Source organism: Streptomyces sp. NPDC005485 (genome assembly GCF_040606085.1).
GTDB lineage: Bacteria > Actinomycetota > Actinomycetes > Streptomycetales > Streptomycetaceae > Streptomyces.
The window spans coordinates 1-26,985 of record NZ_JBEXDZ010000102.1; the positions used below are offsets into that span (position 1 = coordinate 1).

Genomic DNA, 26,985 nt, shown 5'->3' on the forward strand with positions numbered 1-26,985 from the left:
GCCGCCCACCTCGCGGGGGGCGGACCAGCCGCCCGGCCGGGCGGCGCCGCCGATGTGGAAGGCGTCGAGGCCCGCGGCGCGCAGACGGGGGACGTGGTCGAGCCGGAGGCCCCCGCCGACCATGATCCGCGGCTCGTATCCGGGTTCGCCGCGGCGGGCGGCCTCGGCGACGAGCGTGGCCAGGCCCTCGTCCACGCCGGACGCGGCGCCCGCGGTGAGATAGGCGTCCAGGCCCGGCAGGTCCGCGAGCTGCTTGCGCAGGGCGTCGCGGTCGACCGACCGGTCGATCGCACGGTGGAAGGTCCAGCGGCAGCCGTCCAGTTCGGCGACGATCCGCTCCACGGCGGGCAGGTCGGGGCCGCCGTGCTCGTCGAGGAACCCGAGCACGAACTCGTCCGCGCCCGCCGCGCGCAGGTCCCGTGCGACGCGTACGAGCGCGTCGACGTCCCCGGCCGCGAAGCCGTCCGCGCGGCGGAGCATCACGCGCAGCGAGATGTCCACGGCGGCGCGGATGCCGGTGAAGGTCTCCACCGGCGGGGTCAGACCGTCGGCGGCCATGTCGGTGACCAGCTCAAGGCGGTCCGCGCCTCCGGCCTGGGCGGCGACCGCGTCCTCCACACCGAGGGCGATCACCTCCAGGACTGCACGCTCGCTCATAGGACCTCTTCCCTTGGGACTCGGGGGCGGCTACAGGTCTAGTCCAATCCCAGCCTACGCCGATCCCGGGGCCCACCGCGAGAAGATCACGCCGATGGCGGCGCCGTGAGCGACCCCGAATGCCCGTCGGCCGGTCAGTCGGCCGCCGGCCGCCACTGGTCAGCCTCGCGTGCCGCCGCGCGTGCGCCGAGGAACCCCACGGTCAGGGAGACCGCGGCACACGCCGCGACGCCGGCTGCCAGGACCGGCCAGGACACGGAGCCCTCCTGCACCAGGGCGATGAAGAACACCGAGTGCCACGCGGTCACGGCCCCGGCGACCACGGTGGCGATCAGCAGGGGCACGGTGAGATGCCACGAGGTCACGGACCGGAACACCCGGCGATTGCCGGTCAGGACGGACAGCGGGGCGAGAACGTGCCGGATCCGTACGAACTCGGCCGCCGCGCTCACCGCACCGGCCACGAGGATGAAGAGGATGCCGGTGAGACCGTACAACTGGATCCAGTTCGCCAGGTGGGAGCGCGAGGACCCGAGCCAGTTCCCGCCCAGCGCCTGGACCTGCACCGAAGGATCGGGAAGCGTGTACGCGGCCTGCTTCACCGCGGAGAGCTGCCCCGGTGCCGGGGTCACGACCAGGAGGGACTGCGTACCGTCCGGCTTCACGGTGACCCGGGGGACCTGCCCGAACCTGAGGTCGCCGTACCAACGGCGCATCTCGTCGACCTGAGTGCTGCTCGCCCTCGCCGTCCCGCTGCCATCGGCGCAGGCCACGTGCAGGGTGCGCAGGTCGCGACAGGGCCCCGCGAGCGTCACCCACGGGTCTCTGGGCGCCCCCGGATCGTGGAAGGTGCGGGTCAGCAGCGCCGATCCGGGCGGGAGGGACGAGCGGAACCGGTCGGCCTGCGCGGCGGTCATACCGCCGGTGGACACCTCGATCACGGTGTCCTTGATCCGATCGTGCGTGAGTACGGCCGCGTGCGAGTGCAGTCCGAGCCTGCTGGTCCACACCTGCATCTGGGCGACAACCCCGATGCCGATCACCATGGCCAGCGCGAGACGCACGATGACGCCGGGATGCGCGTGCGTCCAGCGTCCGCCGATCAGCCGGCCCGCGTGTCCGCTCCGCCGCCCGTTGCCCGCGAGCCAGGCGCCCAGATGGCGGGTGACGAGAGCTACGACGGAGGAGAGAAAGGCCCACATGATGGCCGTCCCGGCGGTGAAGACGAAGACCTGTGCCCTCCTGGGCATGTACTGGCTGGTCAGGACCAGTGCGGCACCGACACCGCAGGCGACCAGACGCCAGGCGGGAACGCGGGAGGTGAAGGAGGCGGGGCGAGTGGACCTGCCGTCCCGGTGGACTCGGTGCGTGCCCACGACGATGCCAAGCACCAGCAGCAGGGACACGGCGGCCGAGGCGACGGCGGTGGGCCATGCGGCCGCCAGGTCGCGGTGATCGAGAAGGTATCCGGTGGGGGGAAGTCTTGTGTCCCACACGGAGGCGGCGGTGTACGGGACGAGCGCGACGAAGGTTCCCAGGGCTGCAGGGACCGCGGCCTCACCCAGGTTGACCAGCATCCGGTGCCGCCAGGTCCCGCCCAGCGCCTGCAGCAGGCTGCTGCGCCGGTCACGAGTACGGGAGCCGGCCCGCGCGGCGACCACGGTCAGGGCGAGGGCGGGCACCCCGGCCAGGAACCACAGCCCGACGACAGGGGAGCTCACGGGCCGCTGGTCGGCCATCTCCCCCGTCGCTCCACCGCCGCTTCCGAAGGCGGACACCGGCATCCACCGGTGATCGTCCTTCGGCGGTGTGCCGGCCACCCGCACGTAGGCGAACCGCTCGGACGGGGTGACCAGACCGTCGGGGTCGATGGTCCCGGCGAACTTTCCGTACCGGGTCAGAACCCCTTCCCCCTTCCCGGTCCTGACGAGTTCGGGTGAGAGCAGGACCTCGCCCGGCTTCGGCCAGCGGGTCACACCCGCGGGGACGGGGGCATCGGGGGTGAGCGGGTGGACGAACACGATGGACACGGGTGTGCTGCCGACGGAGTCGGCACCCTCCCGGTACAGCAGTGCGGCATGCCGCACACTGCCCGTGATCACCGAGCCTCTGGCGTCCGCCCTGGTCTCGCGGCCGTCGTAGGTGGCGAAGGCGGCCACGGTCGCCAGGGTGACCAGCGCGACGGCGGCCGCGGCGCCGAACAGACCCCACCGGCGCAGGCGGTCACCCGGGGCGGAGCGACCCGCGGCGAGGCCGATCCTGATCAGTTTGCCCGCGAGGCGGAGGTTCCTGCCCATCACACGACCCCGGCCTCGGCCAGGATCCCGCCCCGCAGCTCGTGGCGGCGGTCGGCCCGGCCGGCCACCGACAGGTCGTGCGTGACCAGCAGCAGCGCGCAGCGCCGGTCGCGGGCGGCGCTGAACAGCAGCTGGGCGACGCCCTCTTTGGCGTCGGGGTCGAGGGCGCCGGTGGGCTCGTCGGCCAGGAGGACCTCCGGCGCCGTGATCAGGGCGCGGGCGACGGCGGTGCGCTGGCGCTCGCCGCCGGAGAGCATGCCGGTGGGGGTGGAGTCGGCGGGGACGCCGAGCTCGTCGAGGAGTTCCTTCGCATCGCGGTACGCGTCCTGATGGCGGCCCCCGTCAAGCAGCACCGGCAGGGCGACGTTCTCCACCGGGCTTAGTTCGGGGAGGAGTTCGCCGAACTGGAACACCATGCCCATGGTCTCCCGCCGTACCTGCGCGAGCTGCCCGGACCCGAGCCCGGTGATCTCCCGCCCCCCGGCGGTGATGGTGCCCGCCTGCGGTTCGATCAGCCCGAGGACGCACATGAGCAGGGTCGACTTGCCGGAACCACTGGGCCCGGTCACCGCGACCGACTCGCCCGGCGCCACGGACAGTTCGACGTGGTCGAGAAGAATGCGCCCCTCGACCTGGTAGCACAGACCGCTCACGTGGAGCCCGGACGCATCACTTTGTTTCACAGAAACTAGCCTTTTGTCGCAGGAGTCGAGAAAACGGGAACGCCGCACCAGCCCGGACGGGCTGGTGCGGCAGATGCGATGTGGAGATCCGGTTTACGGGATGGTCCAGCTCGCCGCGCAGTCGTCCGGCGTGCCCTCGTTCTCGTCGCAGGCCTTGAACTTGTAGATCCTGGACCCGTCACCGGAATAGACGGTCGTTCCCGGGCCGCTGTGGTTCCACAGGGTTCGCTTCGTCTCCGAACTGGCCGTCCGGTAGTACTCCGCCTTCGCCGGGTCGCCGTCACTGCTGCCGTCCTTGACGGCTATCTTCCCGCTGTCGCCACCGTCGGCAGGCGACCAGGCATGGGCACCGCCACCGTAGGAGTCGGCTGCAACGGCCGTGGCCGTGGGCAACGCAAGACCTGCAACAAGGAACGCTCCGGCAATGAACTTGAGTCTCGACACTCTGTGTTCCCCTCCTGTGCCAAATGGCTCGTCTTCGGCCGTGGTCAAGTGGCCGACAGGCAGCCCGGGTTACCGCGCCATGGCGCCGATGCCGCGGTTCCGCGCTGTTACTCCCAGTTGTCGCAACATTCACACAGGTAACGCACAGGGGTCATGTTCTAAAGCCGCGTTGGCCGAAGAACGCCATCGCGGGATCGAAACTCTCGTACGTTTCAGGCCGCCCTCGAACGGCCGAGGGCAGTGCCAAGCGGAACAGCTTTCAGCGAGCACCTTCTCCCGGGTTTCCGCGCCGTGGAGTCCAAGCGGAACGTAGCGTTTCTTGGGCTTCCAGACGCTCCGCGAGGTGATTTCTCCGCCGCGAAGGGCAAGTCGAATGACCGGAACTGATCACCGGTGCGGGGCGGGTTCGGACCGTCAATCCTGCCGGGCGTAAAGCCGCAACGAGCGCTCCAGGCCCTTCTCCTCGTACGCGTGCGTCTCCACGTCCTCGCTCACGCGGGTGTACCCGGCGCGGGAAATGACGCGCTGGGAAGGGATGTTGGTGTGGTCGATGGCGGCGAAGAGGAGGTCCACGTCCTCGCGGGCGAGGGACCAGGCGGAGAGGGCGCCGAGGGCCTCGGAGGCGTAGCCGTTGCCGCGGGCCGACTCCGCCAGGTCGTAGCCGACCTCGGCGCGGCGCTCCTCGTCGGGGGTGCCGTGGAAGCCCATGCCGCCGACCGCGCGGCCGTCCTCGGTGCGGACCAGGACGAACATGCCCCACTCCGGGCGGTGCGTACCCGCCTCGTAGGACTTCGCGACCATGCCGGCGGCGAACCGGGTGCCCTCGAACGGGCCGTCCTCGACCCAGTCGAAGCCGCCGGTGCCGCCCGCGGACAGGTCGGCGGCGGCCGCGGGCGTGACCCCTTGCAGGGTGAGGCGCTCGGCGGGGATGACCAGGTTGTTGTTCCAGTGCCACTCGGTGAGCCGGGCACGGCCGGGCAGTTCGGCGCGGCCGGTGGCCCACAGGAGGGTCGGCCAGGGGGCGTCGCCGGGGCGGACGTGCGGGAAGATCCGGGCGAGGACGTCCGCGCAGAGTTCGGCCGGGGGCTCGTACGCCAGGCCCAGGCCCTCCGCGATGTCGTGCGTGTGCACCAGGACTTCGGTGATGCCCATCGCGGCGAAGCCCTCGCGGTTCGCGCTGCGGAAGGGGTACGGATGGAAGGCGCGCACCTCGCGGGGCGTCGTGCGCACGGTGGCGGCGAGCAGGGCGCCGGTCGTCTCGATCACGTCCACGTAGCCCGCGTTGTCGGTGCCGTCCTCCATGACGATGTCGAAGGGCACATAGTCCTTGGTCGCGCGTCCGGCCAGCTGGCCCGCGTACGCGATGAGATCACCGGCGATGTGCTCGGCCGTCTCGCGGCAACTCCAGTCCAGGCGGCCTGCCTTGGTCCCCTCCCAGTCCCGCTCGACCGCCGTCCGCAGCAGCGCCGCGCAGCTCGCGACGGCTTCCTCCACCTGGTCCCCACCCATGCTTCGCATGCGGCGAGAATAGGTGATCAGGGCTCGGCGCGTTCCGAATTATCCGTACGCTCTGTCCGGTTCGGGAGGTTTGGGCAGTCGGCCGACAGGACCACGCGTGACGCCCGCGTACGGCGTTGCAGGCGCAGGGAAACAGCCGCCGTACCCATCCCCGCCAGTGTCAGGGCCGCTCCCGCCCACGCCGTCGAGGCGTAGCCGAAGCCCGCGTCGATGACGGTGCCGCCGAGCCACGGGCCGCCGGTGTTGCCGAGGTTGAAGGCGGCCGTGGTGGTGGCGCCGGCCAGGGTGGGCGCGGCGCCCGCGACGTTGAACATGCGGGCGTTGAGCGCGGGGGCCGTGTAGAAGCAGACCACGCCGAGGCAGAAGGAGAGGACGACGGCAGCGATCGCGTACTGCCCCAGCAGGGCCAGCGCCACCAGTACGACCGTGTCGGCGGCGATGCCGGTCAGCAGCACACCGAAGAGGTGCGCGTCCGCGATGCGACCGCCGATCGTCGTACCGATCAGCGCGCCGACCCCGAACAGTGCGAGGACGGTCGGCACCCAGCCGTCGTCCATGCCCGCCACGTCCGTGAGCAGCGGGGCGAGATAGCTGAACGCGCAGAACACGCCGCCGGCCGCGAGCGCGATCATCGCGACGGAGAGCAGGACCTGCGGGTCGCGGTAAATACGGAGTTCCCGCTTGAGCTGGGGTTTCTCGGCGGACAGCGGGATGCGGGGGATGAGCGTGACGACGCCGACGAGCGCGATCGCGGAGGCCGCGCCGACCGCCCAGAACGCGGACCGCCAGCCCAGGTGCTCGCCGAGGAAGGCGCCCGCGGGGACGCCGAGCACGTTCGCGATCGACAGGCCGCCGATCATCACCGCGAGTGCGCGGGCCCGGGCGTTCAGCGGCACCATCGCCACGGCCACCGCCGCGCCCACCGCCCAGAACCCGGCGCAGGCCAGCGCGCTGATCACCCGGGACGCGAAGAGGACGCCGTAGGACGGGGCGAGCGCGCCCGCGACCTGGCCCACGCCGAAGACGGCGATCAGGGACACGAGGGTCGTACGGCGGGGCAGCCGCAGCGTCGCCACCGCGAGCAGCGGCGCGCCGATGACCATGCCGATCGCGAACGCTGATATCAGCAGCCCCGCCTGCGGAATCGTGACGTCCATGTCGTCGGCGATCGGCGGCAGCAGTCCGGAGAGCATGAACTCGCTGGTGCCCAGGGCGAAGACGGAGAGACCGAGGACGTAGACGGAGAGGGGCATGCGGGGCGGGCGGGGAGCGGAGGGGCGAGCGGCGGGTGCGGGCATATCACGGTCCAACGGTGGGGGTGTGGGGACGCATTCCCCTCTTGTCCTGTGGGCGGGCGCCGGTGTCGGCGGGTCAGTCCGTCAGCCGGGCCAGCTCCGTGCGGAGGTTCTCGCGGGCCAGGGGCTCCCACTCCCGTGCACCGTAGGGCGTGGTGAACAGCCTTGGGAGGTTCAGGAGTTGGCTGAGTACGGCGGCCCGGCCCGAGCGGAACGCCTCGTCCGGGACGAAGCCGTACTCCTCGCGCACCGCGGCCGTGTACGCGGCGTACGCCGTCGCGGGCGCCGCCAGGATCGCCAGGTCCGCGTCGCACAGGACGGCGCCGTTGGAGTCGCCGGGCTCGGGGGCGTGTGTGACGGTGAGGCGGACCAGGCGGGCGACCTCGGCGGTACGGGCCGGGGAGAGCCCCGCCTCCGGGAGGGCGCGCTCGGCCAGGCGCGCGGAACGCTCCTCGTTCGTCGACCGTTCCGGGAGGTAGACCGCGTCGTGGAACCAGGCCGCCAGACGGACGGCCTCCGGATCCTCGGCGTGCTCCTTCTCCACCTCGATCAGCACGTCGATGCGGTCGAGGACCGCCACCAGGTGCTCGACCGTGTGGTACCGCCGTTGCGGCTCCGACCAGCGGCGCAGCAGGTTGTCGGCGTACGGGGACGGGTCGGGCCGGCCGGCGCCGTCGCGCGCCGCCGTGAGGGTGCGCCGCCAGCGGTCGCGCAGTGTGTCGTGATCGGCCATGCGTTCATTCTCCCGTGCGGCCCCGCATCCACCCCTAGCGTGGGGCCATGACTACTACGGACCCGCACGACGACGTACGTGATCCGGAACTTCCCGGACGGCTGCTGCTTGTGGAGCGCGATGCGCTGATACCCCTCCTGCGGTCGCGCCCCGACTCCGACTTCGCCCTGCGGACCGCCTGCCCCGGCTGGACCGTGCGGGACGTGCTGGCGCACTGCTCGTCCGCGTTGATGCGGGTGGTGGAGAGCCGGTACGAGAAGGACGTGTTCAGCCCCGCCGCGAACGACCGGGACATCGCCGAGCGGGACGACTGGTCGCATGCGCGGGTCGTCGACGAGCTGGAACGGGGGATGACCGAGGCCGGGCCCGTGATCGCCGCGGCCGGAGGGATCATCGACCCGGTGGCGCTCGGGGAGTGGGTGCATGCGGGGGATGTGCGCGAGGCGTTCGGGGTCGCGGGGGCGTACGGGGGTGACGGGCTGCCGCACGCGCTCGCCCTGCTGGCCCGGATCACCCGGGTGAAGGGCCACGTGCCGCTGCACGCGGACCTCGACGACGTGGACGAGCCGCTGCGGCTGGGGGGAGTACCGGGGGACGGGCCTCCCGCCCGCTACCTCGGCGACGCCGCCACACTGATCCGCCTCTACGCGGGGCGGCCCCTGGTGGGGACGCGGTACGAGCTGGTGGGGGCGCGGGAGGGGGAGCTCAACATCTTCGCGTGATGCGTGATGCGTGACGCCGCAGAACCCCGCCGGTTGCGGCCGAGTGGCCCTAAGACGGCCAGGCCCGCCCCTTGGGCCTGCGCAACCCCGAGTCGGTCAGCAGTCGTACCACCTCGCGGCTGCTCACCTCGACCGCTCCGGCCGCGACGACATCGGCGTAGCGGTGCGAGGGGATGTCGTAGTGGTCGCGCTCGAACGCCCGTGGTGGGACGCCCAACCCGGCGGCGAACCCGTGCAGTTCGTCGAACGAGACGTCGCTGACGAGGTGGGACCAGAGCCGTCCGTGCCCCGGCCAGGTCGGCGGGTCGATGTACACCGTCACGACGAGGACGTCCCGCCGGTGGCCGGCCCCAGCGAGCCCACCGACGCGACCCGGACGCCTGCCTTGTGGCACACCCAGTGCGGGTCGGGTCCCAGCTCGGGCTCGACGTCCAGGGCGTGCGGGTCGCCGGAGACGCAGACGGGGCACAGCGGCCAGCGCCCGAACCGCTCGAGAAGGGCGTCCTGGACGTCCTGGGCGATCAGCCCGGCGACGAAAGCAGCACCCTCCGGCCACTGCTCGACCCACCAGCGGCGCTGTACGACGGACTCCTCGACGAGGGAGACGACGTCGGCCTCGGCCACCTCGCGCGAGACGAGATCGGCGAGCACCAGGGCGCGAGCCGCGTGCAACGCCTGCTCAAGGGGGCTGATGGGATCCATGGACCCATTGTGCGCACCCTTGACCCCATCCCCCAAAGGAAAATATCTTTCAGGATGTGACCCCAGACGTGAAGGAAATTTTCGCAGGCGAGGCGCCGCCCGCCCCCGCCGCGCTCGCGGCCAAGGTGCGGACGCTGGCCCCCTCGATGACCCGCTCCATGCAGCGCGTCGCCGAGGCCGTCGCCGGCGACCCGGCCGGCTGCGCGGCCCTGACGGTCACCGGTCTCGCCGAGCTCACCGGCACCAGCGAGGCGACCGTGGTCCGCACCGCCCGCCTCCTCGGCTACCCCGGCTACCGCGACCTGCGCCTCGCGCTCGCCGGCCTCGCCGCCCAGCAGCAGTCGGGCCGCGCGCCCGCCGTCACCGCGGACATCGCGGTCGACGACCCCATCGCCGACGTGGTCGCCAAGCTCGCCTACGACGAGCAGCAGACCCTCGCCGACACTGCGGCCGCACTCGACACGGTCCAGCTCGGCGCCGCCGTCACCGCCCTCGCCGCCGCCCGCCGTATCGACGTGTACGGGGTGGGCGCGTCCGGGCTGGTCGCCCAGGACCTCACCCAGAAACTGCTGCGCATAGGTCTCATAGCCCACGCGCACAGCGACCCGCATCTCGCCGTCACCAACGCCGTGCAGCTGCGCGCCAAGGACGTGGCGATCGCGATCACCCACTCGGGCTCGACGGGAGACGTCATCGAACCGCTCCGCGTCGCCTTCGAGCGCGGTGCCACGACGGTGGCGATCACCGGCCGTCCCGACGGCCCGGTCACGCAGTACGCGGACCACATCCTCACCACCTCCACGGCCCGCGAGAGCGAGCTGCGACCGGCGGCGATGTCCTCGCGTACGAGCCAACTGCTGGTCGTGGACTGTCTGTTCGTGGGTGTGGCCCAGCGGACGTACGAGACGGCGGCGCCCGCGCTGTCCGCGTCGTACGAGGCACTGGCGCACCGCCACAGCCCGCGCGGCGGCGCCCGCCGCTAGCGCGCCCGCCCCCGCACCTGCCGTCTCGCCGTCCCACCTCTCTCCTTTACCCGCGCACCGGAAAGAGCCGCCGTACATGACCTCCCCTCTCGACGCCTCGTCCCCCTACCGCGATCTGCGAGCCGAGCTGGAGACGCTGACCACCGAGGCATTCCGTCCCGAACTGTCCGGGATCGACCGGCTGGCGACGCTGGAGATCGCCCGGATCATGAACGCGGAGGACGCGACCGTGCCGACGGCGGTCGCCGAGCGGCTCCCGCTCATCGCCGCCGCGATCGACGACATCGCGGAGCGCATGGCGAAGGGCGGCCGCCTCCTCTACGCCGGTGCCGGCACGGCGGGCCGCCTGGGCGTACTGGACGCCTCCGAGTGCCCGCCCACCTTCAACACGGACCCGTCGCAGGTGGTGGGCCTGATCGCGGGCGGCCCCGAGGCCATGGTCACCTCGGTCGAGGGCGCGGAGGACTCCAGGGAGCTGGCGGCGGCGGACCTGACGCGGCTGTCGCTGACCGCCGACGACACGGTGGTCGGCGTCTCCGCCTCGGGCCGCACGCCGTACGCGATCGGCGCGGTCGAACACGCCCGTGCGCAGGGCGCGTTGACGATCGGCCTGTCCTGCAACGCGGGCAGCGCCCTGGCGGCCGCCGCCAACCACGGCATCGAGGTCGTCGTCGGCCCCGAGCTGCTCACGGGCTCCACGCGCCTCAAGGCGGGCACCGCACAGAAGCTCGTCCTCAACATGCTGTCCACGATCACGATGATCCGGCTCGGCAAGACGTACGGGAACCTGATGGTCGACGTACGCGCCTCGAACGAGAAGCTGCGCGCCCGCTCCCGCCGTATCGTCGCGCTGGCCACGGGCGCCCCCGACGAGGAGATCGAGAAGGCCCTCGCGGCGACGGACGGCGAGGTGAAGAACGCGATCCTGGTCATCCTGGGCGAGGTGGACGGCCCCACGGCAGCCCGCCTTCTGGAGGAGAGCGCGGGCCACCTGCGCGCGGCGCTCACCGCGGCGGCGCCCTGACGAGCACGCTCAGGGGGTGAGCACTCCTTCCCCCTCCGCCACGGCCGCCGCGATCCTCCCGCTGGTCGGCGGCCCCGCCAACATCACGTCCATCGCCCACTGCATGACCCGCCTACGGCTCGGTCTGCGGGACCGCGGCCCGGTCGACGAGGACGCGCTGAAGGCACTGCCCGCCGTACTCGGCGTGGTCGACGACGACACGTACCAGATCGTGCTGGGCCCGGGCGCGGTCGCACGGGTGGCCCCGGAGTTCGAGCGCCTCGTCTCCACCAGTGCAAACGAACCGGCCGCCCGCGGCGCCCAGTTGAAAGAATCCCAGCGCAGGCGCAACGCGACCCCCCTCAAGCTCGCCCTGCGCCGCATCGCCAACATCTTCGTCCCCCTCATCCCCGCCCTGATCGGCTGCGGAGTCATCGCAGGCCTCAACGGCCTGCTGGTCAACGCCGGTTGGCTGCCCTCGCTCACCCCCGCACTGACGGCCATCGCCTCCGGCTTCATGTCACTGATCGCGGTCTTCGTCGGCTACAACACGGCGAAGGAGTTCGGCGGGACGCCGGTCCTCGGCGGGGCGGTGGCAGCGGTCATCGTGTACGCGGGGGTCGCCAAGGTGACGGCGTTCGGCATGACGCTCGCGCCCGGCCAGGGCGGTGTGCTGGGCGCGCTGGCCGCCGCACTCCTCGGGACGTACGTCGAGCGGTGGTGCCGCACCTGGGTCCCGGAAACCCTCGACGTGCTGGTCACCCCCACCCTCACCGTCCTCCTCGCCGGCCTGACCACGCTCTACGGCCTCATGTACGCGGCCGGGGAGATCTCCTCCGCCATCGGCACAGCGGCGGACCGGCTGCTGTCCACCACCGGCGCCTTCGCGGGCCTCGTCCTGGGCGGCCTGTTCCTCCCCCTGGTGATGCTGGGTCTGCACCAGGCCCTGATCCCCATCCACACCACCCTCATCGAGCAGCAGGGCTACACGGTCCTGCTCCCCATCCTGGCCATGGCGGGCGCGGGCCAGGTGGGCGCGGCGATGGCGGTGTACGTCCGCCTGCGCCACGACCACTCCCTCCGTACGACGATCAGGTCGGCGCTCCCCGCGGGCCTGCTCGGCGTCGGCGAACCCCTGATCTACGGCGTCTCCCTCCCCCTCGGCCGCCCGTTCCTCACGGCCTGCGCGGGCGGCGCGGCGGGCGGCGCCTTCATCGGCTTCTTCTCGATGCTCGGCGAAAAGGTGGGCTCCACGGCGATCGGCCCCTCGGGCTGGGCTCTGTTCCCGCTGCTGGCCGGAAACAGGGGTCTGGGCCTGACGGCGGCGATCTACGCGGGCGGACTGCTGACGGGTTACGCGGTGGGGTTCGGGGCGACGTACTTCTTCGGTGCGGTGAAGGTGAGTGCCGACGATGTCAGTGGCGTGTGTGACGCTGGTGTTCCGACAGCACACCGCCCGGCGGAGGGGACGAGGACACCGTGAAGGGGACGAGGACACCGTGAACCACGCACAACTGACCCAGCTGGGTCGCGCCCTGCGGGTCCTCGGCGAGCACGGGGACGCCCTGACCACCGACACCCCCGACGCGAAGCTGCACGAGGTGAAGGCCGACCTGAAGCGGGCGCTGGACCTGCTGGACGAGAGCGTCAGCAGCGCGGCGCCCACCACGCGCTGCGCCGAGCATCCACAGGGCCCGGTCGACGAGGACGCCTCCGACCTGTGCCTGCTCTGCGAGACCCGCCGCCGCGCCGCCCGCCGCTCCCAGGTCAACGGCGCGTACGCGAGTGCTCGCGCCGACGCCCGGGGCACCGACCCCGCGCAGAGCCACTCCCGCTACGGCGTACGGGCCGACCGGCCACAGCCCCAGCAGCGCTGGCTCCCGGAGATGTGGACCGGCCAGGCGTGGCAGCTGTGCGGCACCCCACGCCGCGACCGCCAGGAGGCCGAGGCCTACCTCGCCGCCCAGCGCAGAGTCCCGCAGCCCGCCATGTCCTACCGCCTGGTCCACGAGTTCACCGACTACGAGGTCCTGCGCATCTGGGGCGAGCCACGGAAGATCGACATCGAGCCGATGGGGAACCTGTAGAGCTGTAGTCCTTCGACGCCTGGGTGGGTCACGGCAGCGGAGAGCGCTTCGGGGTCGGGGCTGGGCGGGCTCACGGCAGCGGAGAGCCGTTCGAGGCCGGGGCGAGGCAGGCTCACGGCAGCCGAGAGGCCTTCGAGGCCGGGGCTAGGCGGGCTCACGGCAGCCGGCCCTCTCGGTTGATCCGCTGGACCCGCTCCCGCAGCACCTCCCCTGGCGACGCACCTCTGCCCCTCTCTCAGCCGCAATTGGAACATTTGAGCACAGCCGAGAGAATCAAAGAGCCCTGGCCAGGCCTTTTTCCCAACTCCACTACTCAAATGCGCCGATTGGTGCCAGAAGCGAGACCAGAGCATTGCCGATGAGGCAGGTGATGTCTGAGTGACCAGCGCGGTCCATCAGCCATGCTCCCGCACCCCCAGAGAACCTCCGAGCCCTCCCACCCACCACAGCTCTCACCGCCAAGCCCCACCCGGCGTGCCGCCACCCACCGACCGCGCTCCGCCCGCCGGCCGCCCGCCTAAGCCGACTTGGCGTGCCCCCACCCGCCGACCGCACGTCGTTAAGCCCACCCGGCGTCCCCCCACCCTGCCTCCGCGCCCCACCCACCGGCCGGGCGCCGCTAAGCCGACTTGGCGTGCCGCCGCTCTGCCTCCGCGCCCTGCCCACCGACCGCACGCCGCTAAGCCCACCCGGCGTGCTGGCGAGGCGCGCATGCGCCCCCTACCCCGGCCCGCTCCCCAGCCGACCCCACAGGCCGCCCACCCGGGGACCCCTCACCCCCGGGCCGCTCGCTCGCTTCTCACCCGTGGTGGAGTGGTCCGAGTCAAGGGTGGAGCGCAGCGGAATCGGCGTAGCCGACGCGTAGCGCCCTTTACTCGGGGCGCGGAAGCACGACACTGGCAACGAAGCGGGCAGACCCCACAGCCACCTCACAAACGAGGGCCCGCCGAGAAACCCCCCGCTCCCGCTGACCCGCCGTGAGCAGCAGTGAGCAGCAGTGAGGCAACGTCGGTAAACGCAAGCCCGGCGTCTAGAAACGGGCGGCGCCTCGGCGTAGGTGAGCGTATTTGCCGGTGGAACATGCGCTACCTCGTGACGGCCGACCCGCGCGCTGCGACGTTGGGCGCATCCGACCGAGGAGGCAAAGATGCCTGGATACGCCAAGAGCGACGCGGAGGCCAAGGAGAGGCTTCTCGCCTACTGCGACAAGATCGACCTCGACCCGGCGTGGATCAGCGACAGCAAGTGGGACACCACCATCAGGATCGCCCGCCAGAAGGAGTACGGCTGGGACGAGGCCGAGAACACGATCGACAGCGACAAGACCGAGATAGCCGGGGCCAAGGCCAAGGAGGCTCGCCAGGCAAAGCTCGACGGGGACGCGAGCAATCTGATGAACACCATCTTGGCCACCCCCGCCCTGAACAACACCCCCGCGCACAGGATGCTGGTCCAGTGCGCCGCCGCCTACGTGGGGGGCATCAGGACCAACCTGGGGTACGGCTCGAAGATGACGCGGGCGGCGTACGCGACCGTGCGCGGCCAGTGGACCCAGATTTCCCAGCAAGCCGGGGGCGGCGTGTACACGGCGTTCGTGAGCCATGACCCGCAGGACAAGGCCGCGTTGGGCAAGATCTGGGTCGGCGACACCCTGGCCGTACGCGGCGTCCAGGGCAACCTGCTCGTGAGGATCGGCGGCATGCGCTTCAACATGCACGTCGACATCACGGACTGAAGCCGGCGGCCGGCAACCGCCGATCACCCCTGACGCGGCTTCCGGAAGCTCAGTCCACCGGCAGCCGCGTCACGCTCGACACCTTCAGCTGCACCGGAAGCGCGCCCGTGTCGAGCTGGGCCGCCAGTTCCTGGGCGGAGCGCTGGGTGAAGTTGCCCGAGATCTCGGCATTACCGCCGGTGAGTGCCTGAGCGACCATCGGGGCGGACAGCACGGTGTCGTCGAGGACGATCGCGAACTGGTTGGCCGGGGACTGCTGCTTGGCCAGCCGCCCTGTGACGTCCCCGAACCGCTTGGACCCCGCCGCCGTGAACTTCAGCTGGACCATCCAGCCCGCGCCCTGGTTCTTGTCGTACGTCGCCTTCGCGTCGGACACGTCCGTCCCCGGAACGGCGACCGCTTCGAGCACGTACTTGGTGAGGGCGTTGTCCCCCTGTCCGCACGCCGTGAAGGCATCCGGCGTAGCGGGGACCGGCGCCCGGCACTCGTCCTTCGTCTTGACGGCCGTCTGGCCCAGCACCGGCCGGAACCCCAACTCGGCTGTCCGCCCGAGGGACTTCAGCGCCTCCTGGCTGTCCCCGGGCTGGGTGGCCACGATCTCTCCGTTCCGGACGGTGACCTCCACGCCCGCCATCCCCGCCTCCGCCGCCCGCTTCCGCATCAACTCGGCGGTCCGCTCCACCTCCGCGTCACCCCGCGACCCTTCGACGGAGAAGTCGACGGAGGTCAGCTTCCACCGACCCGAGGCCGAGGCCGAAGAAGAGGCCGACGGAGTCTCCACGGGCGCCTTGGACCCCGTACCAGCGCTGTGATCCTCAGCCGTGGATCTCCCGTCCCCTCCTGCTCCCGTCAGATCCGGCGAGGAGCCGCCACAGGCCCCCAACGTCGCACACGCCACCGCAACGGCACCGATCCCGACCGCAACCCTGCGCATCCCTGCCATGTGTCCCCCCAAGGCTCTGTCCCGGTGTGACCGTGAGGCAGTCCGCGCTCATGCGACCCCCCGAGCCGCATGCCATGGTGACAGCAACCCACCCCCACGGACAGGCAGTTGTCACGAGATCCACCCGAAGGCGGCATCCCCATCGCTATGGGGCGGCCCCTCCGGAACGTCCGGAACCTGCGCGTTACGCGTTTGTCTGCGAGACCTCCGCCGACTCGCCCGCGTCGGGAGTGATGGCCGGCTCCGCCGGTGTCGCGTCGGTTCGGCGTCCCGGGAGGAACGATGCCAGGACGAAGGCGAGGATCGCCGCGCCGGCGCCGATGGCCATGACGACCTTGAAGCCGTTCTCGGAGGGGAGGGCGTGGGAGCCGAGATCGGTGGTCATCTGGGCGAGGACGACGCCGGCGATGGCGCTGGCGAACGACGTACCGATGGACCGCATCAGGGTGTTGAGGCTGTTCGCGGCGCCCGTCTCGGAGGCGGGCACGGCGCCCATGATGAGGGCGGGCATGGCGCCGTAGGCGAAGCCGACACCGGCGCCGATGACGCAGGAGACCAGGACGAGGTGCCAGACCTCGGACATCAGCAGGATGTTGAGGCCGTAGCCCGCGGCGACGATGACGGCGCCGCACATCAGCGTGATCTTCGGGCCCTTCGTCTTGGTGATCGCGGCGGAGACGGGCGCCATGGCCATCATCACCAGACCCTGCGGGGCCATCACGAGACCGACGGTCATCATGGACCTGCCGAGGCCGTAGCCGGTCTGTTCGGGCAGCTGGAGCAGCTGCGGCAGGACCAGCGACATGGCGAACATCGAGAAGCCGAACGCGATGGACGCGAGGTTGGTGAACAGCACCTGGCGGCGCACGGTGGTGCGCAGGTCCACCAGCGGCTGGGCGGTGCGCAGCTCGTAGAAGCCCCACGCCACCAGCACGAGGAGCGCCACGGCGAAGAGACCGAGGACGGTCCCGCTCGTCCAGCCCCAGTCGGCGCCCTTGGAGACGGCCAGCAGCAGGGACACCAGACCGATGGCCATACCGATGGAGCCGACCAGGTCGAAGCGGCCGCCGGTGCGGACCTTGGACTCCGGTACGAACGTCAGGACGAGCGCGAAGGCGACGACGCCGAGCGAGGCGGACGTCCAGAACAGGATGTGCCAGTCGAAGTTGTCGGCGATGAAGGCGGCGGCGGGCAGACCGAGGGCGCCGCCCACCCCGAGCGAGGCGCTCATCAGCGCGGTCGACCCGGCGAGCCGCTCGGCGGGCAGCACGTCCCGCATGACGCTGATGCCGAGCGGGACCACGGCGGCCGCGAGGCCCTGGAGAGTGCGGCCGACGATGGCCGGGACCAGCGAGTCGGCCATCGCGACGACGAGTGAACCGGTGACCAGCAGCACCAGGCTGACCAGGAGCATGCGGCGCTTGCCGAACATGTCGCCGAGGCGGCCCGCGACCGGGGTGGCGACGGCGGCGGCCAGCAGCGTGGCGGTGATGGCCCAGGCGGTGTTCGACGCCGAGGCGTCGAGGTACTTGGGCAGCTCGGGCACGATCGGGATGACGAGGGTCTGCATCAGCGAGACCACGATTCCGGCGAAGGCCAGGACCGCCACCACGGCGTTCGACCGCGGCGGGGCGGAACCGCCCGCCGCGGCGGGTCGGGCGAGGGCGTCGGACATGGAAGGGCCTCCGTCGGATGAGCGGGACTGTGCGACCTACCGAACTACTTGACTTACGCAAGCTTAAGTCACTTGATTGACTTAAGCAAGGTGACCAGATCAGCACCGTCGGACCCCCGCACGCCCACCCCGGACACGCCTGAGGGCGGCACCCCGACCGATGTCGGGGTGCCGCCCTCACAAACTCGTGGGTGCCGCCCTCACAAACTCAGGGGCGTGCGGCCAAACTCAGGAGCGTGCAGCGCGCGCCACGCGGCGCGCTCGCCTCAGCTCAGCTCAACGACCCCAGCGAAGCCGCGTCGTACGCCGCCAGCTCGTCGTAGCGGCCCGCCAGGACCTTCGCCGCCCACTGCGGGTCCTGAAGCAGCGCGCGGCCGATGGCGACCATGTCGAACTCGTCGCGCTCCAGGCGGTCGAGGAGGTCGTCGATGCCCTTGACGGCGGAACCCTCGCCCTCGAAGGCCTTGAGGAACTCGCCGTCCAGGCCGACCGAGCCGACCGTGATGGCGGGCTTGCCGGTGATCTTCTTCGTCCAGCCGGCCAGGTTGAGGTCCGAGCCGTCGAACTCGGGCACCCAGTAGCGGCGGGTGGAGGCGTGGAAGGCGTCCACTCCGGCCTCGGCGAGCGGCGTCAGGATCGCCTCCAGCTCCTCCGGGGACTCGGCGATCCGGGCGTCGTACGCCTGCTGCTTCCACTGCGAGTAGCGGAAGATGACCGGGAAGTCCGGGGAGACGGCGGCGCGCACCGCGGCCACGATCTCCGCCGCGAACTTCGTACGGGCGACGGGGTCACCGCCGTACCCGTCGGTGCGGACGTTGGTGCCGGCCCACAGGAACTGGTCGATCAGGTAGCCGTGGGCGCCGTGCAGCTCGACCCCGTCGAAGCCGATGCGCTCGGCGTCGGCGGCGGCCGCGGCGAAGGCGCCGATGACGTCGTCGAGGTCGGTCTGCGTCATGGCCTTGCCGGTGACCTTGCCGCCCTCCTTGTGAAGGCCGGAGGGGCCGACGGCAGGGGCGTCCGCGAACGGCGGCTCGCCCGCCCGGCGCACCATGCCGATGTGCCAGAGCTGCGGCACGATCGTGCCGCCCGCCGCGTGCACCGCGTCGGCGACCTTCGCCCAGCCCGCGAGCTGCTCCTCGCCGTGGAAGCGCGGGATGCTGTCGCTCTGCCCGGCCGACTCGTGGCCGACGTACGTGCCCTCGGTGACGATCAGGCCGACGCCCGCGGCGGCCCGGCGGGCGTAGTACCCGCTCACGTCCTCGCCGGGAACGCCGCCCGGGGAGAACTGCCGGGTCATGGGCGCCATCGCGATCCGGTTCGGGACGGTCAGACCGTTGATGGAGACGGGCCGGGACAGGATCTCGGCCGCACGGCCGGCGGGGGCACTGAGGGACACGCGGAACTCCTTGGGACTTCGGGACTCACCGGGGGACATAACGCACGGTATGTGCGCATGCATCGACTCTCCCATGTCAACGGCTCCGCAGACCCCGGAATTCCGCCCGTATCCGCCGGTCGGGGTGTGATCCCGGATACGCCCGAGGGCGGTACCCCCTCCAAGAAGGGGTACCGCCCTCGGAACTGACAGACTCCGCCGATCCGTGAAGGATCAGAAGTCCATGTCACCGCCCGGCATGCCGCCCGGAGCGCCGCCCGCGGCGGCCTTCTCCGGCTTGTCGGCGATGACGGCCTCGGTGGTCAGGAACAGCGCGGCGATGGACGCGGCGTTCTGCAGGGCAGAGCGCGTGACCTTCGCCGGGTCGATGATGCCTTCGGCGATCATGTCGACGTACTCACCGGTCGCGGCGTTCAGGCCGTGACCGACGGGCAGGTTGCGCACCTTCTCGACGATGACGCCACCCTCGAGACCACCGTTGACGGCGATCTGCTTGAGCGGGGCCTCCAGGGCGAGCTTCACGGCGTTGGCGCCGGTCGCCTCGTCACCCGAGAGCTCGAGCTTCTCGAAGACCGAGGAAGCCTGGAGCAGGGCCACGCCACCACCGGCGACGATGCCCTCCTCGACGGCCGCCTTCGCGTTGCGAACGGCGTCCTCGATGCGGTGCTTGCGCTCCTTGAGCTCGACCTCGGTGGCGGCACCGGCCTTGATGACGGCCACGCCGCCGGCCAGCTTCGCCAGACGCTCCTGGAGCTTCTCGCGGTCGTAGTCCGAGTCGCTGTTCTCGATCTCGGCGCGGATCTGGTTGACGCGACCGGCAACCTGGTCCGCCGAGCCCGAGCCGTCGACGATCGTCGTCTCGTCCTTGGTGATGACCACCTTGCGGGCACGGCCCAGCAGGTCGAGACCGGCGTTCTCCAGCTTGAGGCCGACCTCCTCGGAGATGACCTCGCCGCCCGTGAGGATGGCGATGTCGCCGAGCATGGCCTTGCGGCGGTCACCGAAGCCCGGGGCCTTGACGGCGACGGACTTGAAGGTGCCACGGATCTTGTTGACGACCAGGGTCGACAGGGCCTCGCCCTCGACGTCCTCGGCGATGATCAGCAGCGGCTTGCCGCCCTGCATGACCTTCTCCAGGAGCGGGAGCAGGTCCTTGACGTTCGCGATCTTGGAGTTCGCGATCAGGATGTACGGGTCGTCGAGGACGGCCTCCATACGCTCCATGTCGGTGGCGAAGTACGCCGAGATGTAGCCCTTGTCGAAGCGCATACCCTCGGTGAGCTCCAGCTCCAGACCGAAGGTCTGGGACTCCTCGACGGTGATGACGCCTTCCTTGCCGACCTTGTCCATGGCCTCGGCGATGAGCTCGCCGATCTGGGTGTCGGCGGCGGAGATGGAGGCCGTGGAAGCGATCTGCTCCTTGGTCTCGACATCCTTGGCCTGCTCAAGGAGGGCACCGGAGACGGCCTCGACGGCCTTCTCGATACCGCGCTTGAGGGCCATCGGGTTGGCACCGGCGGCTACGTTGCGCAGGCCCTCGCGGACCAGCGCCTGCGCCAGAACGGTCGCCGTGGTCGTACCGTCACCGGCGACGTCGTCCGTCTTCTTGGCGACTTCCTTGACCAGCTCGGCGCCGATCTTCTCGTACGGGTCCTCGAGCTCGATCTCCTTGGCGATGGAAACACCATCGTTGGTGATCGTGGGGGCGCCCCACTTCTTCTCGAGGACGACGTTGCGGCCCTTGGGGCCAAGGGTGACCTTGACGGCGTCGGCGAGCTGGTTCATCCCGCGCTCGAGACCGCGCCGTGCCTCCTCGTCGAACGCGATGATCTTGGCCATGTGAAGTGGTCCTCCCGGACTGGGGTGGAATCTCCAGGACCGCGCCCGCGCCCGCGACGGACGGCCTGCCGGCCTCGTGGTTCCTTGCCCCACTTGGCCTGCGAGCCTCACCGACCCGGTCCTCGTTATCACTCTCACCTTCAGAGTGCTAACGCCAATGATTAGCACTCGCCCCTGCCGAGTGCAAGCGGCTCGGGTTGATCCCCAGGTGAGCAGGGGGGCGCGTGCGCGGGGCGCGGGGCCGTCCGCCCGCATCCCTGGGCACGCCGAAGGGCTCGTACCCCTGGAGGTACGAGCCCTTCGTCACGTCGCTGTTTGTGTTCAGTCGGCGCGTGCTTCAGCCGGCAGCCAGTCGGACCATGTCCGCCTGCGGCCCCTTCTGACCCTGCGAGATCTCGAACTCGACCCGCTGGCCCTCTTCAAGGGTGCGGTAGCCGTCCATCTGAATCGCGCTGTAGTGGACGAATACATCCGCACCACCGTCGACCGCGATGAAGCCGTACCCCTTCTCCGCGTTGAACCACTTGACGGTGCCCTGAGCCATGCCTAACTCCCCTATTACTGGCCCTTGCACAGATCCACACTTCGTGGATCCGGGTCAGACCTCACCCCCCAACGGTTGGGGGTGTGCGCCGGAACGCGTCGACCGCGGCTGAATGTATCTGTCCAACTGCCGTCTGCAACAGGTCAATCGGACGAGAATTCTGGGCATGACCGATCGGGAAAATGCGGAGAATTTGCGCAGATTCAGGGCAAGTCGGGCCCCATAAATGCCATAAACGGCTAGAAATGATGGGGCACTTTGGCTGCTTCTTATCGGGTGTCGGGCGAGAACTCATATGCGCCCGGCATGAGGACGACTCGGAAAGCGAAGCAGGTTCCCCAACTGTACCGCGCTCAACCATACAGAATTGCCCCCTCCGTTTCTCTTACGGAGAGGGCAATTCGATGAACAATGAGTGACAGCCGTTACCGAAGGTAACGAAAGGGGCGGTCAGCCTCCGGCGACGGCCGGGATGATCGAGACGCCCGCGCCGTCCGGCGTCACCGTCTCCAGACCCTGCTCGAAGCGGACGTCGTCGTCGTTGACGTACACGTTGACGAAGCGGCGCAGCTTGCCCTGGTCGTCGAGAACGCGGGCGGCGATGCCCGTGTGGTTCTTCTCCAGGTCGGCGATGACGTCGGCGAGGGTCGCGCCCTCGGCGCTCACCTCGGCCTGGCCGCCGGTGTAGGTGCGCAGGATGGTGGGGATGCGGACGTTGACGCTCATGATGCGAGGCCAGCCTCTCGGAAGGAGTCCAGGTTCGGGCGGATGGTCGCGGTCAGGCCGGTGCCGGCCACCGCGTCCAGGGTCTTGAGGCCGTCGCCGGTGTTCAGCACGACGGTGGTCAGGGTCGGGTCGAGCAGACCGTTCTCGATCAGCTTCTTCGCGACACCCACCGTCACGCCACCCGCCGTCTCGGCGAAGATGCCCTCCGTCCGCGCGAGCAGCTTGATCGCGTCCACGACCTGCTCGTCGTTCACGTCCTCCACCGCACCGCCGGTACGGCGTGCGATGTCGAGCACGTACGGCCCGTCGGCCGGGTTGCCGATGGCGAGCGACTTGGCGATGGTGTTCGGCTTCTGCGGGCGTACGACGTCGTGGCCGGCCTTGTAGGCGACGGACACCGGCGAGCAGCCCTCGGCCTGGGCGCCGAAGATCTTGTACGGCTTGTCCTCGACGAGGCCGAGCTTGATCAGCTCCTGCAGCCCCTTGTCGATCTTCGTGAGCTGGGAGCCGGAGGCGATGGGCACCACGAGCTGGTCGGGCAGCTGCCAGCCGAGCTGCTCGCAGATCTCGTACGCCAGGGTCTTGCTGCCCTCCGCGTAGTACGGGCGCAGGTTGACGTTGACGAAGCCCCAGCCCTCGCCGGCCGGGTCGCCGATCAGCTCGGAGCAGAAGCGGTTCACGTCGTCGTAGTTGCCCTCGATGCCGACGAGCTCGCCGCCGTAGATCGCGGCCATGACGACCTTGCCCTGCTCCAGGTCGTGCGGGATGAACACGCAGGAGCGGAAGCCGGCCCGGGCGGCGGCGGCGCCGACGGCGCCGGCCAGGTTGCCCGTGGAGGAGCAGGAGAGGGTGGTGAAGTCGAACGCGCGCGCCGCCTCGATGGCCTGCGCGACGACGCGGTCCTTGAAGGAGTGCGTCGGGTTGCCGGAGTCGTCCTTCACGAACAGCTTGCCGGCGTCGACGCCCAGCTCGCGGGCCAGGTTGTCGGCCTGGACGAGCTTGGTCCAGCCCGGGTTGATGTTCGGCTTCTCCGCCACGTCGGCCGGGACGGGAAGCAGCGGCGCGTAGCGCCAGATGTTCGCGGGGCCGGCCTCGATACGCTTGCGGAGTTCTTCGGTGTCGTAGGCCGAGAAGTCGTACGCGATCTCGAGGGGGCCGAAACACTCCTCGCAGGCGAAGACCGGGCCGAGGGGCACACGGTGTCCGCACTCGCGGCAGGAGAGCGCCGCGGCGGGACCCAGATCGACGGAGTTCGTGGTGCCTGCAGTGGTGATCGTGGTGTCTACATCAGTCTGCGCAGCCATGGAGGCGAGGCCCTTTCTCCTCATCTTCCTCACGGCGCACTTCGCCGTGAGACGGATTTGGCACCTTCCCTAGTCGGGAGCCTCGCTGCGACGACGTCGATGACGTGCATGTCGTACGAGAACCGACTGGAGGGTTGCCGGGGCTTCAACGGGCCGTATCCCTCTGCCCCTCTGGATGAGCGGTATTCGATTGTTGATCTCTGCTACGCGGTGGCGACCCCCGACATGCGATGGTCATCCGCGTTGTTCAAGACTGTAACCGAAGGCCAGGACAGTTGAGATAGTCGTCCGAACCGCGAGATGGATCACATGGTCGAGGGATCATGGGGTCAGACAGTGAGGAGCCGCAGACTGTGCTGGAAGAAGTCGAGCGGTGGCTGAGTACCCGCTCCTGGTCCGTTTCCGACCGCCCGCTGCACCGGCTCGTCGCCGCGAAGCGTGCCACGAACTCCTCGGTGAGCGTCGTGCTGCCCGCGCTGAACGAGGAGGAGACGGTCGGTGAGATCGTCGCGGTCATCCGCCATGACCTGATGCACCAGGTGCCCCTCGTCGACGAGATCGTCGTCGTCGACTCCGGCTCGACGGACCGCACCTCCGCGGTCGCCGCCGCCGCGGGGGCCCGGGTGGTGCACCGGGACGAGATACTCCCGCGCATTCCGGCCGTGCCCGGCAAGGGCGAGGTCCTGTGGCGGTCGCTGCTGGTGACCGGTGGGGACATCGTCTGCTTCATCGACGCGGACCTGAAGGAGTTCTCGTCGGACTTCGTGTCGGGGATCGTCGGGCCGCTGCTCACCGAGCCGGGCGTGGACCTCGTCAAGGCGATGTACGACCGTCCGCTGGGCTCTGCCGCAGGTCAGGGCGGCCGGGTCACGGAACTCATGGCGCGCCCGCTGCTGAACATGCACTGGCCGCAGCTGGCCGGCTTCGTCCAGCCGCTCGGCGGGGAGTACGCCGCCCGCCGCTCCCTGCTGGAACAGCTGCCGTTCCCCGTCGGGTACGGGGTGGAGCTGGGCATGCTGGTCGACGCGCTGCACCTGGTGGGGTTGGACGCGCTGGCCCAGGTGGACGTGGGTGTGCGCAAGCACCGCCACCAGGACGGACAGGCGCTGGGCCGCATGGCCGCCGCGATCTACCGCACGGCGCAGCTGCGGCTGGCCCGCGGGCATCTGATCCGCCCGTCCCTCACCCAGTTCGAGCGGGGCAGGGAAGGCTTCGAGCCGCGCACGCACTCGGTCGACACCGAGGAGCGGCCGCCGATGGCGGACATCGCGGAGTACCAGTCACGCAGAGTGGCGTGATCGGGCGGTTGTATACGTCCTGCCGTATCGCTTCCGTACGTTTGAGCGTTTCCGAGCCGGGCTAGGTTGAGGCGTATGGCTTCTGCGCACGGTGCTCATCGGATTCTCGTCGCGTCCAACCGGGGCCCGGTCTCGTACTCGCTGGACGAGACCGGGGAACTCACCCCCAGGCGCGGTGGGGGCGGGCTGGTCTCCGGGCTCTCGGCGATCGGGCCGGACGCGGGCGCCCTGTGGGTGTGCTCGGCGCTCGGTGACGGGGACCGCGAGGCGGTGCGGCGCGGGGTCGGCGAGGACGGCGTACGGATGCTGGACATCGACGCCGACGTGCACGCGGACGCGTACAACGGCATCGCGAACTCGGTGCTGTGGTTCGTCCACCACCTGCTGTACCAGACGCCGCTGGAGCCCGTCTTCGACGCGGAGTTCCGGCGCCAGTGGGCGTCGTACGAGACGTACAACCGTGCCTTCGCGCGGGCGCTGGCCGACGAGGCGGCCGAGGGTGCGGCGGTGCTCGTGCAGGACTACCACCTGACGCTGGTCCCCGGGATGCTGCGCGAACTGCGCCCCGACCTCAGGATCGGCCACTTCTCCCACACCCCGTGGGCGCCGGTCGACTACTTCCGCATGCTCCCCGACGACATCGCCGAGCAGGTTCTGCACGGCATGCTGGGCGCGGATCGGCTCGGCTTCCTGACGCGGCGCTGGGCGGACGCGTTCACCGCCTGCGCGGACGCCCTCGTGGGCGGGCTCGGCGGCACCCGGGTCGGGGTGCACGGGCTCGGCGCCGACGCCGACTTCCTGCGCGCCCGCGCGCACCAGGCGGACGTCGGCGAGCGGATGGCCGCGCTGCGCGAGCAGATCGGGCGGGGCCCGGACGGTGAGCGCCGCCGGACCGTCGTGCGGGTGGACCGCACGGAGCTGTCGAAGAACATCGTGCGCGGGCTGCTGTCCTTTCGGCAGCTCCTGGAGGACGAGCCCGCGTGGCGCGAGCGGGTCGTGCACGTGGCGTTCGCCTACCCCTCCCGGCAGGACCTCGCCGTGTACCGCGACTACACGGCCGAGGTGCAGCGCCTGGCGGATGAGATCAACTCCCGCTACGGGACGCCGGGTTGGACCCCCGTGGTGCTGCACGTCAAGGACGACTTCGCCCGCTCGCTGGCCGCCTACCGGCTCGCCGACGTGGCGCTGGTCAACCCCGTCCGGGACGGGATGAACCTGGTCGCCAAGGAGGTCCCGGTGGTCTCCGACGAGGGGTGTGTGCTGGTGCTGTCCCGGGAGGCGGGGGCCTACGAGGAGCTGGGCGAGGACGCGCTGACCGTGAACCCGTACGACGTGATCGGCACCGCGCGGGCGCTGCACGAGGCCCTGACGATGCCGGCGGGCGAGCGCGCGGAACGCACGAAGCGGCTTGCCGCGGCGGCGACTGCGCTGCCGCCGGCCCAGTGGTTCCTGGACCAGCTGCACGCGCTGGAGGCCCCTACAGCGGGCTGATGGCCGCCGCCAGGTCCGCCAGCAGTCGTACTACTCCCCCCGGGCCGTCGACCACCAGGTCGGCGCGCTCGGACAGTTCCGTCACCTCCGAGCTGCCGCTGCACACGAGCAGGCCCGGTACGCCGTCGGAGCGGAGTTTGTCGACGGCGGCGAAGGCGGGGAGGTCTCCGAGGTCGTCGCCGCCGTAGAGGACTGCTTCGGCGCCGAGTTCGCGGACGTACTCCAGCAGTGCGACGCCCTTGTCCATGCCGGGTGGGCGCAGTTCCAGCACCATCCGGCCGGGTTCGACGATCAGGCCGTGCCGGGAGGCGAGGTCGGCGAGGGGCTCGCGGAGGGCTTCGAAGGCGGCCTGCGGATCCTGGGCGCGGCGCGTGTGGACCGCCACCGCGCGGCCCTTCTCCTCGATCCAGGTGCCCTGCCAGACGCCGATGCGGTCCAGGAACCCGGGCAGTTCGGCGCGTACGGCGGCGACGCCTGGGTGCGGGGCGGGGGCGCTGACGGTGGAGCTGACGGCGTCCCAGCGCTCGGCGCCGTAGTGGCCGAGGACGACCAGGTGCTCCAGGCCCGGCACGCCCGCGAAGCCGCCGTGGCGGACGGCGACGCCGGCCGGGCGGCCGGTGACCACCACGACGGCGGCGACCTTGGGGGCGAGGGCCGCGAGGGCGGCGACCGCGTCCGGGTGGGCGCGGGCCTGTTCCGGGTCGGGGACGATGGGGGCGAGCGTGCCGTCGAAGTCGAGGGCGATCACGGCGCGGTCGGGGGTGGCGAGGATGGCGTCCAGGCCGTCGCGGCCTGCTGCGGTCGCGGGGGTCGGGAGGGGATCTGTGTCTTCCGTCGGTTCCGTGGATTCCGTAGGGCTGCCCATACCGCCGACCCTATCCGCGCGATGCGCCCGCCGGAGGGGTGCCGG

At 70.7% G+C, this 26,985-nt stretch carries 26 protein-coding genes and 1 riboswitch; of the genes, 9 read left to right on the top strand and 17 right to left on the bottom strand.

Annotated features, from left to right (window positions below; translation table 11 throughout):
* From ABZS97_RS28840 to ABZS97_RS28870, 7 genes are all read right to left on the bottom strand, one after another.
* Window positions 1-657 (bottom strand): copper homeostasis protein CutC (locus tag ABZS97_RS28840; protein ID WP_356142135.1); only part of this gene is annotated, 657 nt, incomplete at its 3' end.
* Between the two features lie 134 nt (window positions 658-791).
* Window positions 792-2,954, bottom strand: coding sequence for a permease (locus tag ABZS97_RS28845; RefSeq protein WP_356142137.1), 2,163 nt, complete (start codon window positions 2,952-2,954; stop codon window positions 792-794).
* Entirely contained in the window at window positions 2,954-3,637 is a 684-nt protein-coding gene (locus ABZS97_RS28850; RefSeq protein WP_356142139.1) for an ABC transporter ATP-binding protein, read from the bottom strand. The genes ABZS97_RS28845 and ABZS97_RS28850 overlap by 1 nt, the downstream gene beginning before the upstream one ends.
* Window positions 3,638-3,730: 93 nt before the next feature.
* Window positions 3,731-4,030: a hypothetical protein gene (locus ABZS97_RS28855; RefSeq protein WP_356142141.1), complete on the bottom strand. Its 300-nt coding sequence runs from the start codon at window positions 4,028-4,030 to the stop codon at window positions 3,731-3,733.
* A gap of 465 nt (window positions 4,031-4,495) precedes the next feature.
* The gene (locus tag ABZS97_RS28860; RefSeq protein ID WP_356142145.1) at window positions 4,496-5,599 is read right to left on the bottom strand and encodes a GNAT family N-acetyltransferase; all 1,104 of its coding nucleotides are present in this window, start codon (window positions 5,597-5,599) and stop codon (window positions 4,496-4,498) included.
* A gap of 17 nt (window positions 5,600-5,616) precedes the next feature.
* Window positions 5,617-6,852, bottom strand: coding sequence for a Cmx/CmrA family chloramphenicol efflux MFS transporter (locus ABZS97_RS28865; protein ID WP_356142198.1), 1,236 nt, complete (start codon window positions 6,850-6,852; stop codon window positions 5,617-5,619).
* Window positions 6,853-6,970: 118 nt separating this feature from the next.
* A complete protein-coding gene (locus ABZS97_RS28870) occupies window positions 6,971-7,627 on the bottom strand; it encodes a hypothetical protein (RefSeq protein ID WP_356142147.1) in 657 nt (218 codons plus the stop codon).
* Between the two features lie 47 nt (window positions 7,628-7,674).
* Here ABZS97_RS28870 and ABZS97_RS28875 point away from each other — a divergent pair, with 47 nt between their 5' ends.
* Window positions 7,675-8,349 carry a maleylpyruvate isomerase family mycothiol-dependent enzyme gene (locus tag ABZS97_RS28875; protein WP_356142149.1) on the top strand — a complete coding sequence of 225 codons (675 nt, stop codon included), beginning with the start codon at window positions 7,675-7,677 and terminating at the stop codon, window positions 8,347-8,349.
* A 49-nt stretch (window positions 8,350-8,398) separates the two neighbouring features.
* Here the strand turns inward: ABZS97_RS28875 and ABZS97_RS28880 are convergent, their stop codons facing one another.
* Together ABZS97_RS28880 and ABZS97_RS28885 are read right to left on the bottom strand one after the other, a co-directional pair.
* Window positions 8,399-8,671: a DUF4031 domain-containing protein gene (locus ABZS97_RS28880; RefSeq protein ID WP_356142151.1), complete on the bottom strand. Its 273-nt coding sequence runs from the start codon at window positions 8,669-8,671 to the stop codon at window positions 8,399-8,401.
* Window positions 8,668-9,051: a hypothetical protein gene (locus tag ABZS97_RS28885; RefSeq protein WP_356142153.1), complete on the bottom strand. Its 384-nt coding sequence runs from the start codon at window positions 9,049-9,051 to the stop codon at window positions 8,668-8,670. The genes ABZS97_RS28880 and ABZS97_RS28885 overlap by 4 nt, the downstream gene beginning before the upstream one ends.
* Before the next feature lie 56 nt (window positions 9,052-9,107).
* Between ABZS97_RS28885 and ABZS97_RS28890 the strand changes: the two genes are divergently transcribed.
* From ABZS97_RS28890 to ABZS97_RS28910, 5 genes are all read left to right on the top strand, one after another.
* Window positions 9,108-10,034: a MurR/RpiR family transcriptional regulator gene (locus ABZS97_RS28890; RefSeq protein ID WP_356142155.1), complete on the top strand. Its 927-nt coding sequence runs from the start codon at window positions 9,108-9,110 to the stop codon at window positions 10,032-10,034.
* A gap of 76 nt (window positions 10,035-10,110) precedes the next feature.
* Window positions 10,111-11,058: an N-acetylmuramic acid 6-phosphate etherase gene (murQ, locus tag ABZS97_RS28895; RefSeq protein ID WP_356142157.1), complete on the top strand. Its 948-nt coding sequence runs from the start codon at window positions 10,111-10,113 to the stop codon at window positions 11,056-11,058.
* A 16-nt stretch (window positions 11,059-11,074) separates the two neighbouring features.
* Window positions 11,075-12,520, top strand: coding sequence for a PTS transporter subunit EIIC (locus ABZS97_RS28900; RefSeq protein ID WP_356142159.1), 1,446 nt, complete (start codon window positions 11,075-11,077; stop codon window positions 12,518-12,520).
* Between the two features lie 16 nt (window positions 12,521-12,536).
* A complete protein-coding gene (locus ABZS97_RS28905; protein ID WP_356142161.1) occupies window positions 12,537-13,124 on the top strand; it encodes a hypothetical protein in 588 nt (195 codons plus the stop codon).
* Window positions 13,125-14,271: 1,147 nt separating this feature from the next.
* A complete protein-coding gene (locus ABZS97_RS28910; RefSeq protein WP_356142163.1) occupies window positions 14,272-14,859 on the top strand; it encodes a hypothetical protein in 588 nt (195 codons plus the stop codon).
* 49 nt (window positions 14,860-14,908) lie between these two features.
* On the opposite strand, the gene ABZS97_RS28915 is transcribed toward ABZS97_RS28910, so the two are convergent.
* Window positions 14,909-15,454: a hypothetical protein gene (locus tag ABZS97_RS28915; protein ID WP_356142165.1), complete on the bottom strand. Its 546-nt coding sequence runs from the start codon at window positions 15,452-15,454 to the stop codon at window positions 14,909-14,911.
* 19 nt (window positions 15,455-15,473) lie between these two features.
* Here ABZS97_RS28915 and ABZS97_RS28920 point away from each other — a divergent pair, with 19 nt between their 5' ends.
* Complete coding sequence (locus ABZS97_RS28920) at window positions 15,474-15,671, top strand: hypothetical protein (protein WP_356142167.1); 198 nt, start codon at window positions 15,474-15,476, stop codon at window positions 15,669-15,671.
* Between the two features lie 315 nt (window positions 15,672-15,986).
* On the opposite strand, the gene ABZS97_RS28925 is transcribed toward ABZS97_RS28920, so the two are convergent.
* The 6 genes from ABZS97_RS28925 to thrC form a co-directional block, all read right to left on the bottom strand.
* Window positions 15,987-17,477, bottom strand: coding sequence for an MFS transporter (locus ABZS97_RS28925; RefSeq protein WP_356142169.1), 1,491 nt, complete (start codon window positions 17,475-17,477; stop codon window positions 15,987-15,989).
* Window positions 17,478-17,748: 271 nt separating this feature from the next.
* Window positions 17,749-18,873, bottom strand: coding sequence for an NADH:flavin oxidoreductase (locus ABZS97_RS28930; RefSeq protein WP_356142171.1), 1,125 nt, complete (start codon window positions 18,871-18,873; stop codon window positions 17,749-17,751).
* Between the two features lie 213 nt (window positions 18,874-19,086).
* Entirely contained in the window at window positions 19,087-20,712 is a 1,626-nt protein-coding gene (gene groL, locus ABZS97_RS28935; protein WP_356142173.1) for a chaperonin GroEL, read from the bottom strand.
* Between the two features lie 337 nt (window positions 20,713-21,049).
* Complete coding sequence (locus ABZS97_RS28940) at window positions 21,050-21,256, bottom strand: cold-shock protein (RefSeq protein WP_005486335.1); 207 nt, start codon at window positions 21,254-21,256, stop codon at window positions 21,050-21,052.
* A 450-nt stretch (window positions 21,257-21,706) separates the two neighbouring features.
* Window positions 21,707-21,982, bottom strand: a complete 276-nt coding sequence (locus ABZS97_RS28945) for a MoaD/ThiS family protein (RefSeq protein WP_356142176.1) — start codon at window positions 21,980-21,982, stop codon at window positions 21,707-21,709.
* Window positions 21,979-23,286, bottom strand: a complete 1,308-nt coding sequence (thrC, locus tag ABZS97_RS28950; protein WP_356142178.1) for a threonine synthase — start codon at window positions 23,284-23,286, stop codon at window positions 21,979-21,981. The genes ABZS97_RS28945 and thrC overlap by 4 nt, the downstream gene beginning before the upstream one ends.
* Before the next feature lie 17 nt (window positions 23,287-23,303).
* A riboswitch (SAM riboswitch) is annotated at window positions 23,304-23,468 on the bottom strand.
* Between the two features lie 171 nt (window positions 23,469-23,639).
* On the opposite strand from thrC, the gene ABZS97_RS28955 reads away from it, so the two are divergent.
* Entirely contained in the window at window positions 23,640-24,584 is a 945-nt protein-coding gene (locus ABZS97_RS28955) for a glucosyl-3-phosphoglycerate synthase (protein WP_356142180.1), read from the top strand.
* 75 nt (window positions 24,585-24,659) lie between these two features.
* Window positions 24,660-26,075: a trehalose-6-phosphate synthase gene (locus tag ABZS97_RS28960; RefSeq protein ID WP_356142182.1), complete on the top strand. Its 1,416-nt coding sequence runs from the start codon at window positions 24,660-24,662 to the stop codon at window positions 26,073-26,075.
* Here ABZS97_RS28960 and otsB read toward each other — a convergent pair.
* Entirely contained in the window at window positions 26,062-26,940 is an 879-nt protein-coding gene (gene otsB, locus ABZS97_RS28965) for a trehalose-phosphatase (protein WP_356142184.1), read from the bottom strand. The genes ABZS97_RS28960 and otsB overlap by 14 nt on opposite strands.
* Window positions 26,941-26,985: the final 45 nt, after the last annotated feature.

Coding starts and splice junctions, on each gene's coding strand:
- ABZS97_RS28845 (WP_356142137.1), bottom strand. CDS start 2,954: ATGGGCAGGAACCTCCGCCTCGCGGGCAAACTGATCAGGATCGGCCTC.
- ABZS97_RS28860 (WP_356142145.1), bottom strand. CDS start 5,599: ATGCGAAGCATGGGTGGGGACCAGGTGGAGGAAGCCGTCGCGAGCTGC.
- ABZS97_RS28865 (WP_356142198.1), bottom strand. CDS start 6,852: ATGCCCCTCTCCGTCTACGTCCTCGGTCTCTCCGTCTTCGCCCTGGGC.
- ABZS97_RS28870 (WP_356142147.1), bottom strand. CDS start 7,627: ATGGCCGATCACGACACACTGCGCGACCGCTGGCGGCGCACCCTCACG.
- ABZS97_RS28875 (WP_356142149.1), top strand. CDS start 7,675: ATGACTACTACGGACCCGCACGACGACGTACGTGATCCGGAACTTCCC.
- ABZS97_RS28885 (WP_356142153.1), bottom strand. CDS start 9,051: ATGGATCCCATCAGCCCCCTTGAGCAGGCGTTGCACGCGGCTCGCGCC.
- murQ (WP_356142157.1), top strand. CDS start 10,111: ATGACCTCCCCTCTCGACGCCTCGTCCCCCTACCGCGATCTGCGAGCC.
- ABZS97_RS28910 (WP_356142163.1), top strand. CDS start 14,272: ATGCCTGGATACGCCAAGAGCGACGCGGAGGCCAAGGAGAGGCTTCTC.
- ABZS97_RS28925 (WP_356142169.1), bottom strand. CDS start 17,477: ATGTCCGACGCCCTCGCCCGACCCGCCGCGGCGGGCGGTTCCGCCCCG.
- groL (WP_356142173.1), bottom strand. CDS start 20,712: ATGGCCAAGATCATCGCGTTCGACGAGGAGGCACGGCGCGGTCTCGAG.
- ABZS97_RS28940 (WP_005486335.1), bottom strand. CDS start 21,256: ATGGCTCAGGGCACCGTCAAGTGGTTCAACGCGGAGAAGGGGTACGGC.
- ABZS97_RS28945 (WP_356142176.1), bottom strand. CDS start 21,982: ATGAGCGTCAACGTCCGCATCCCCACCATCCTGCGCACCTACACCGGC.
- thrC (WP_356142178.1), bottom strand. CDS start 23,286: ATGGCTGCGCAGACTGATGTAGACACCACGATCACCACTGCAGGCACC.
- ABZS97_RS28960 (WP_356142182.1), top strand. CDS start 24,660: ATGGCTTCTGCGCACGGTGCTCATCGGATTCTCGTCGCGTCCAACCGG.
- otsB (WP_356142184.1), bottom strand. CDS start 26,940: ATGGGCAGCCCTACGGAATCCACGGAACCGACGGAAGACACAGATCCC.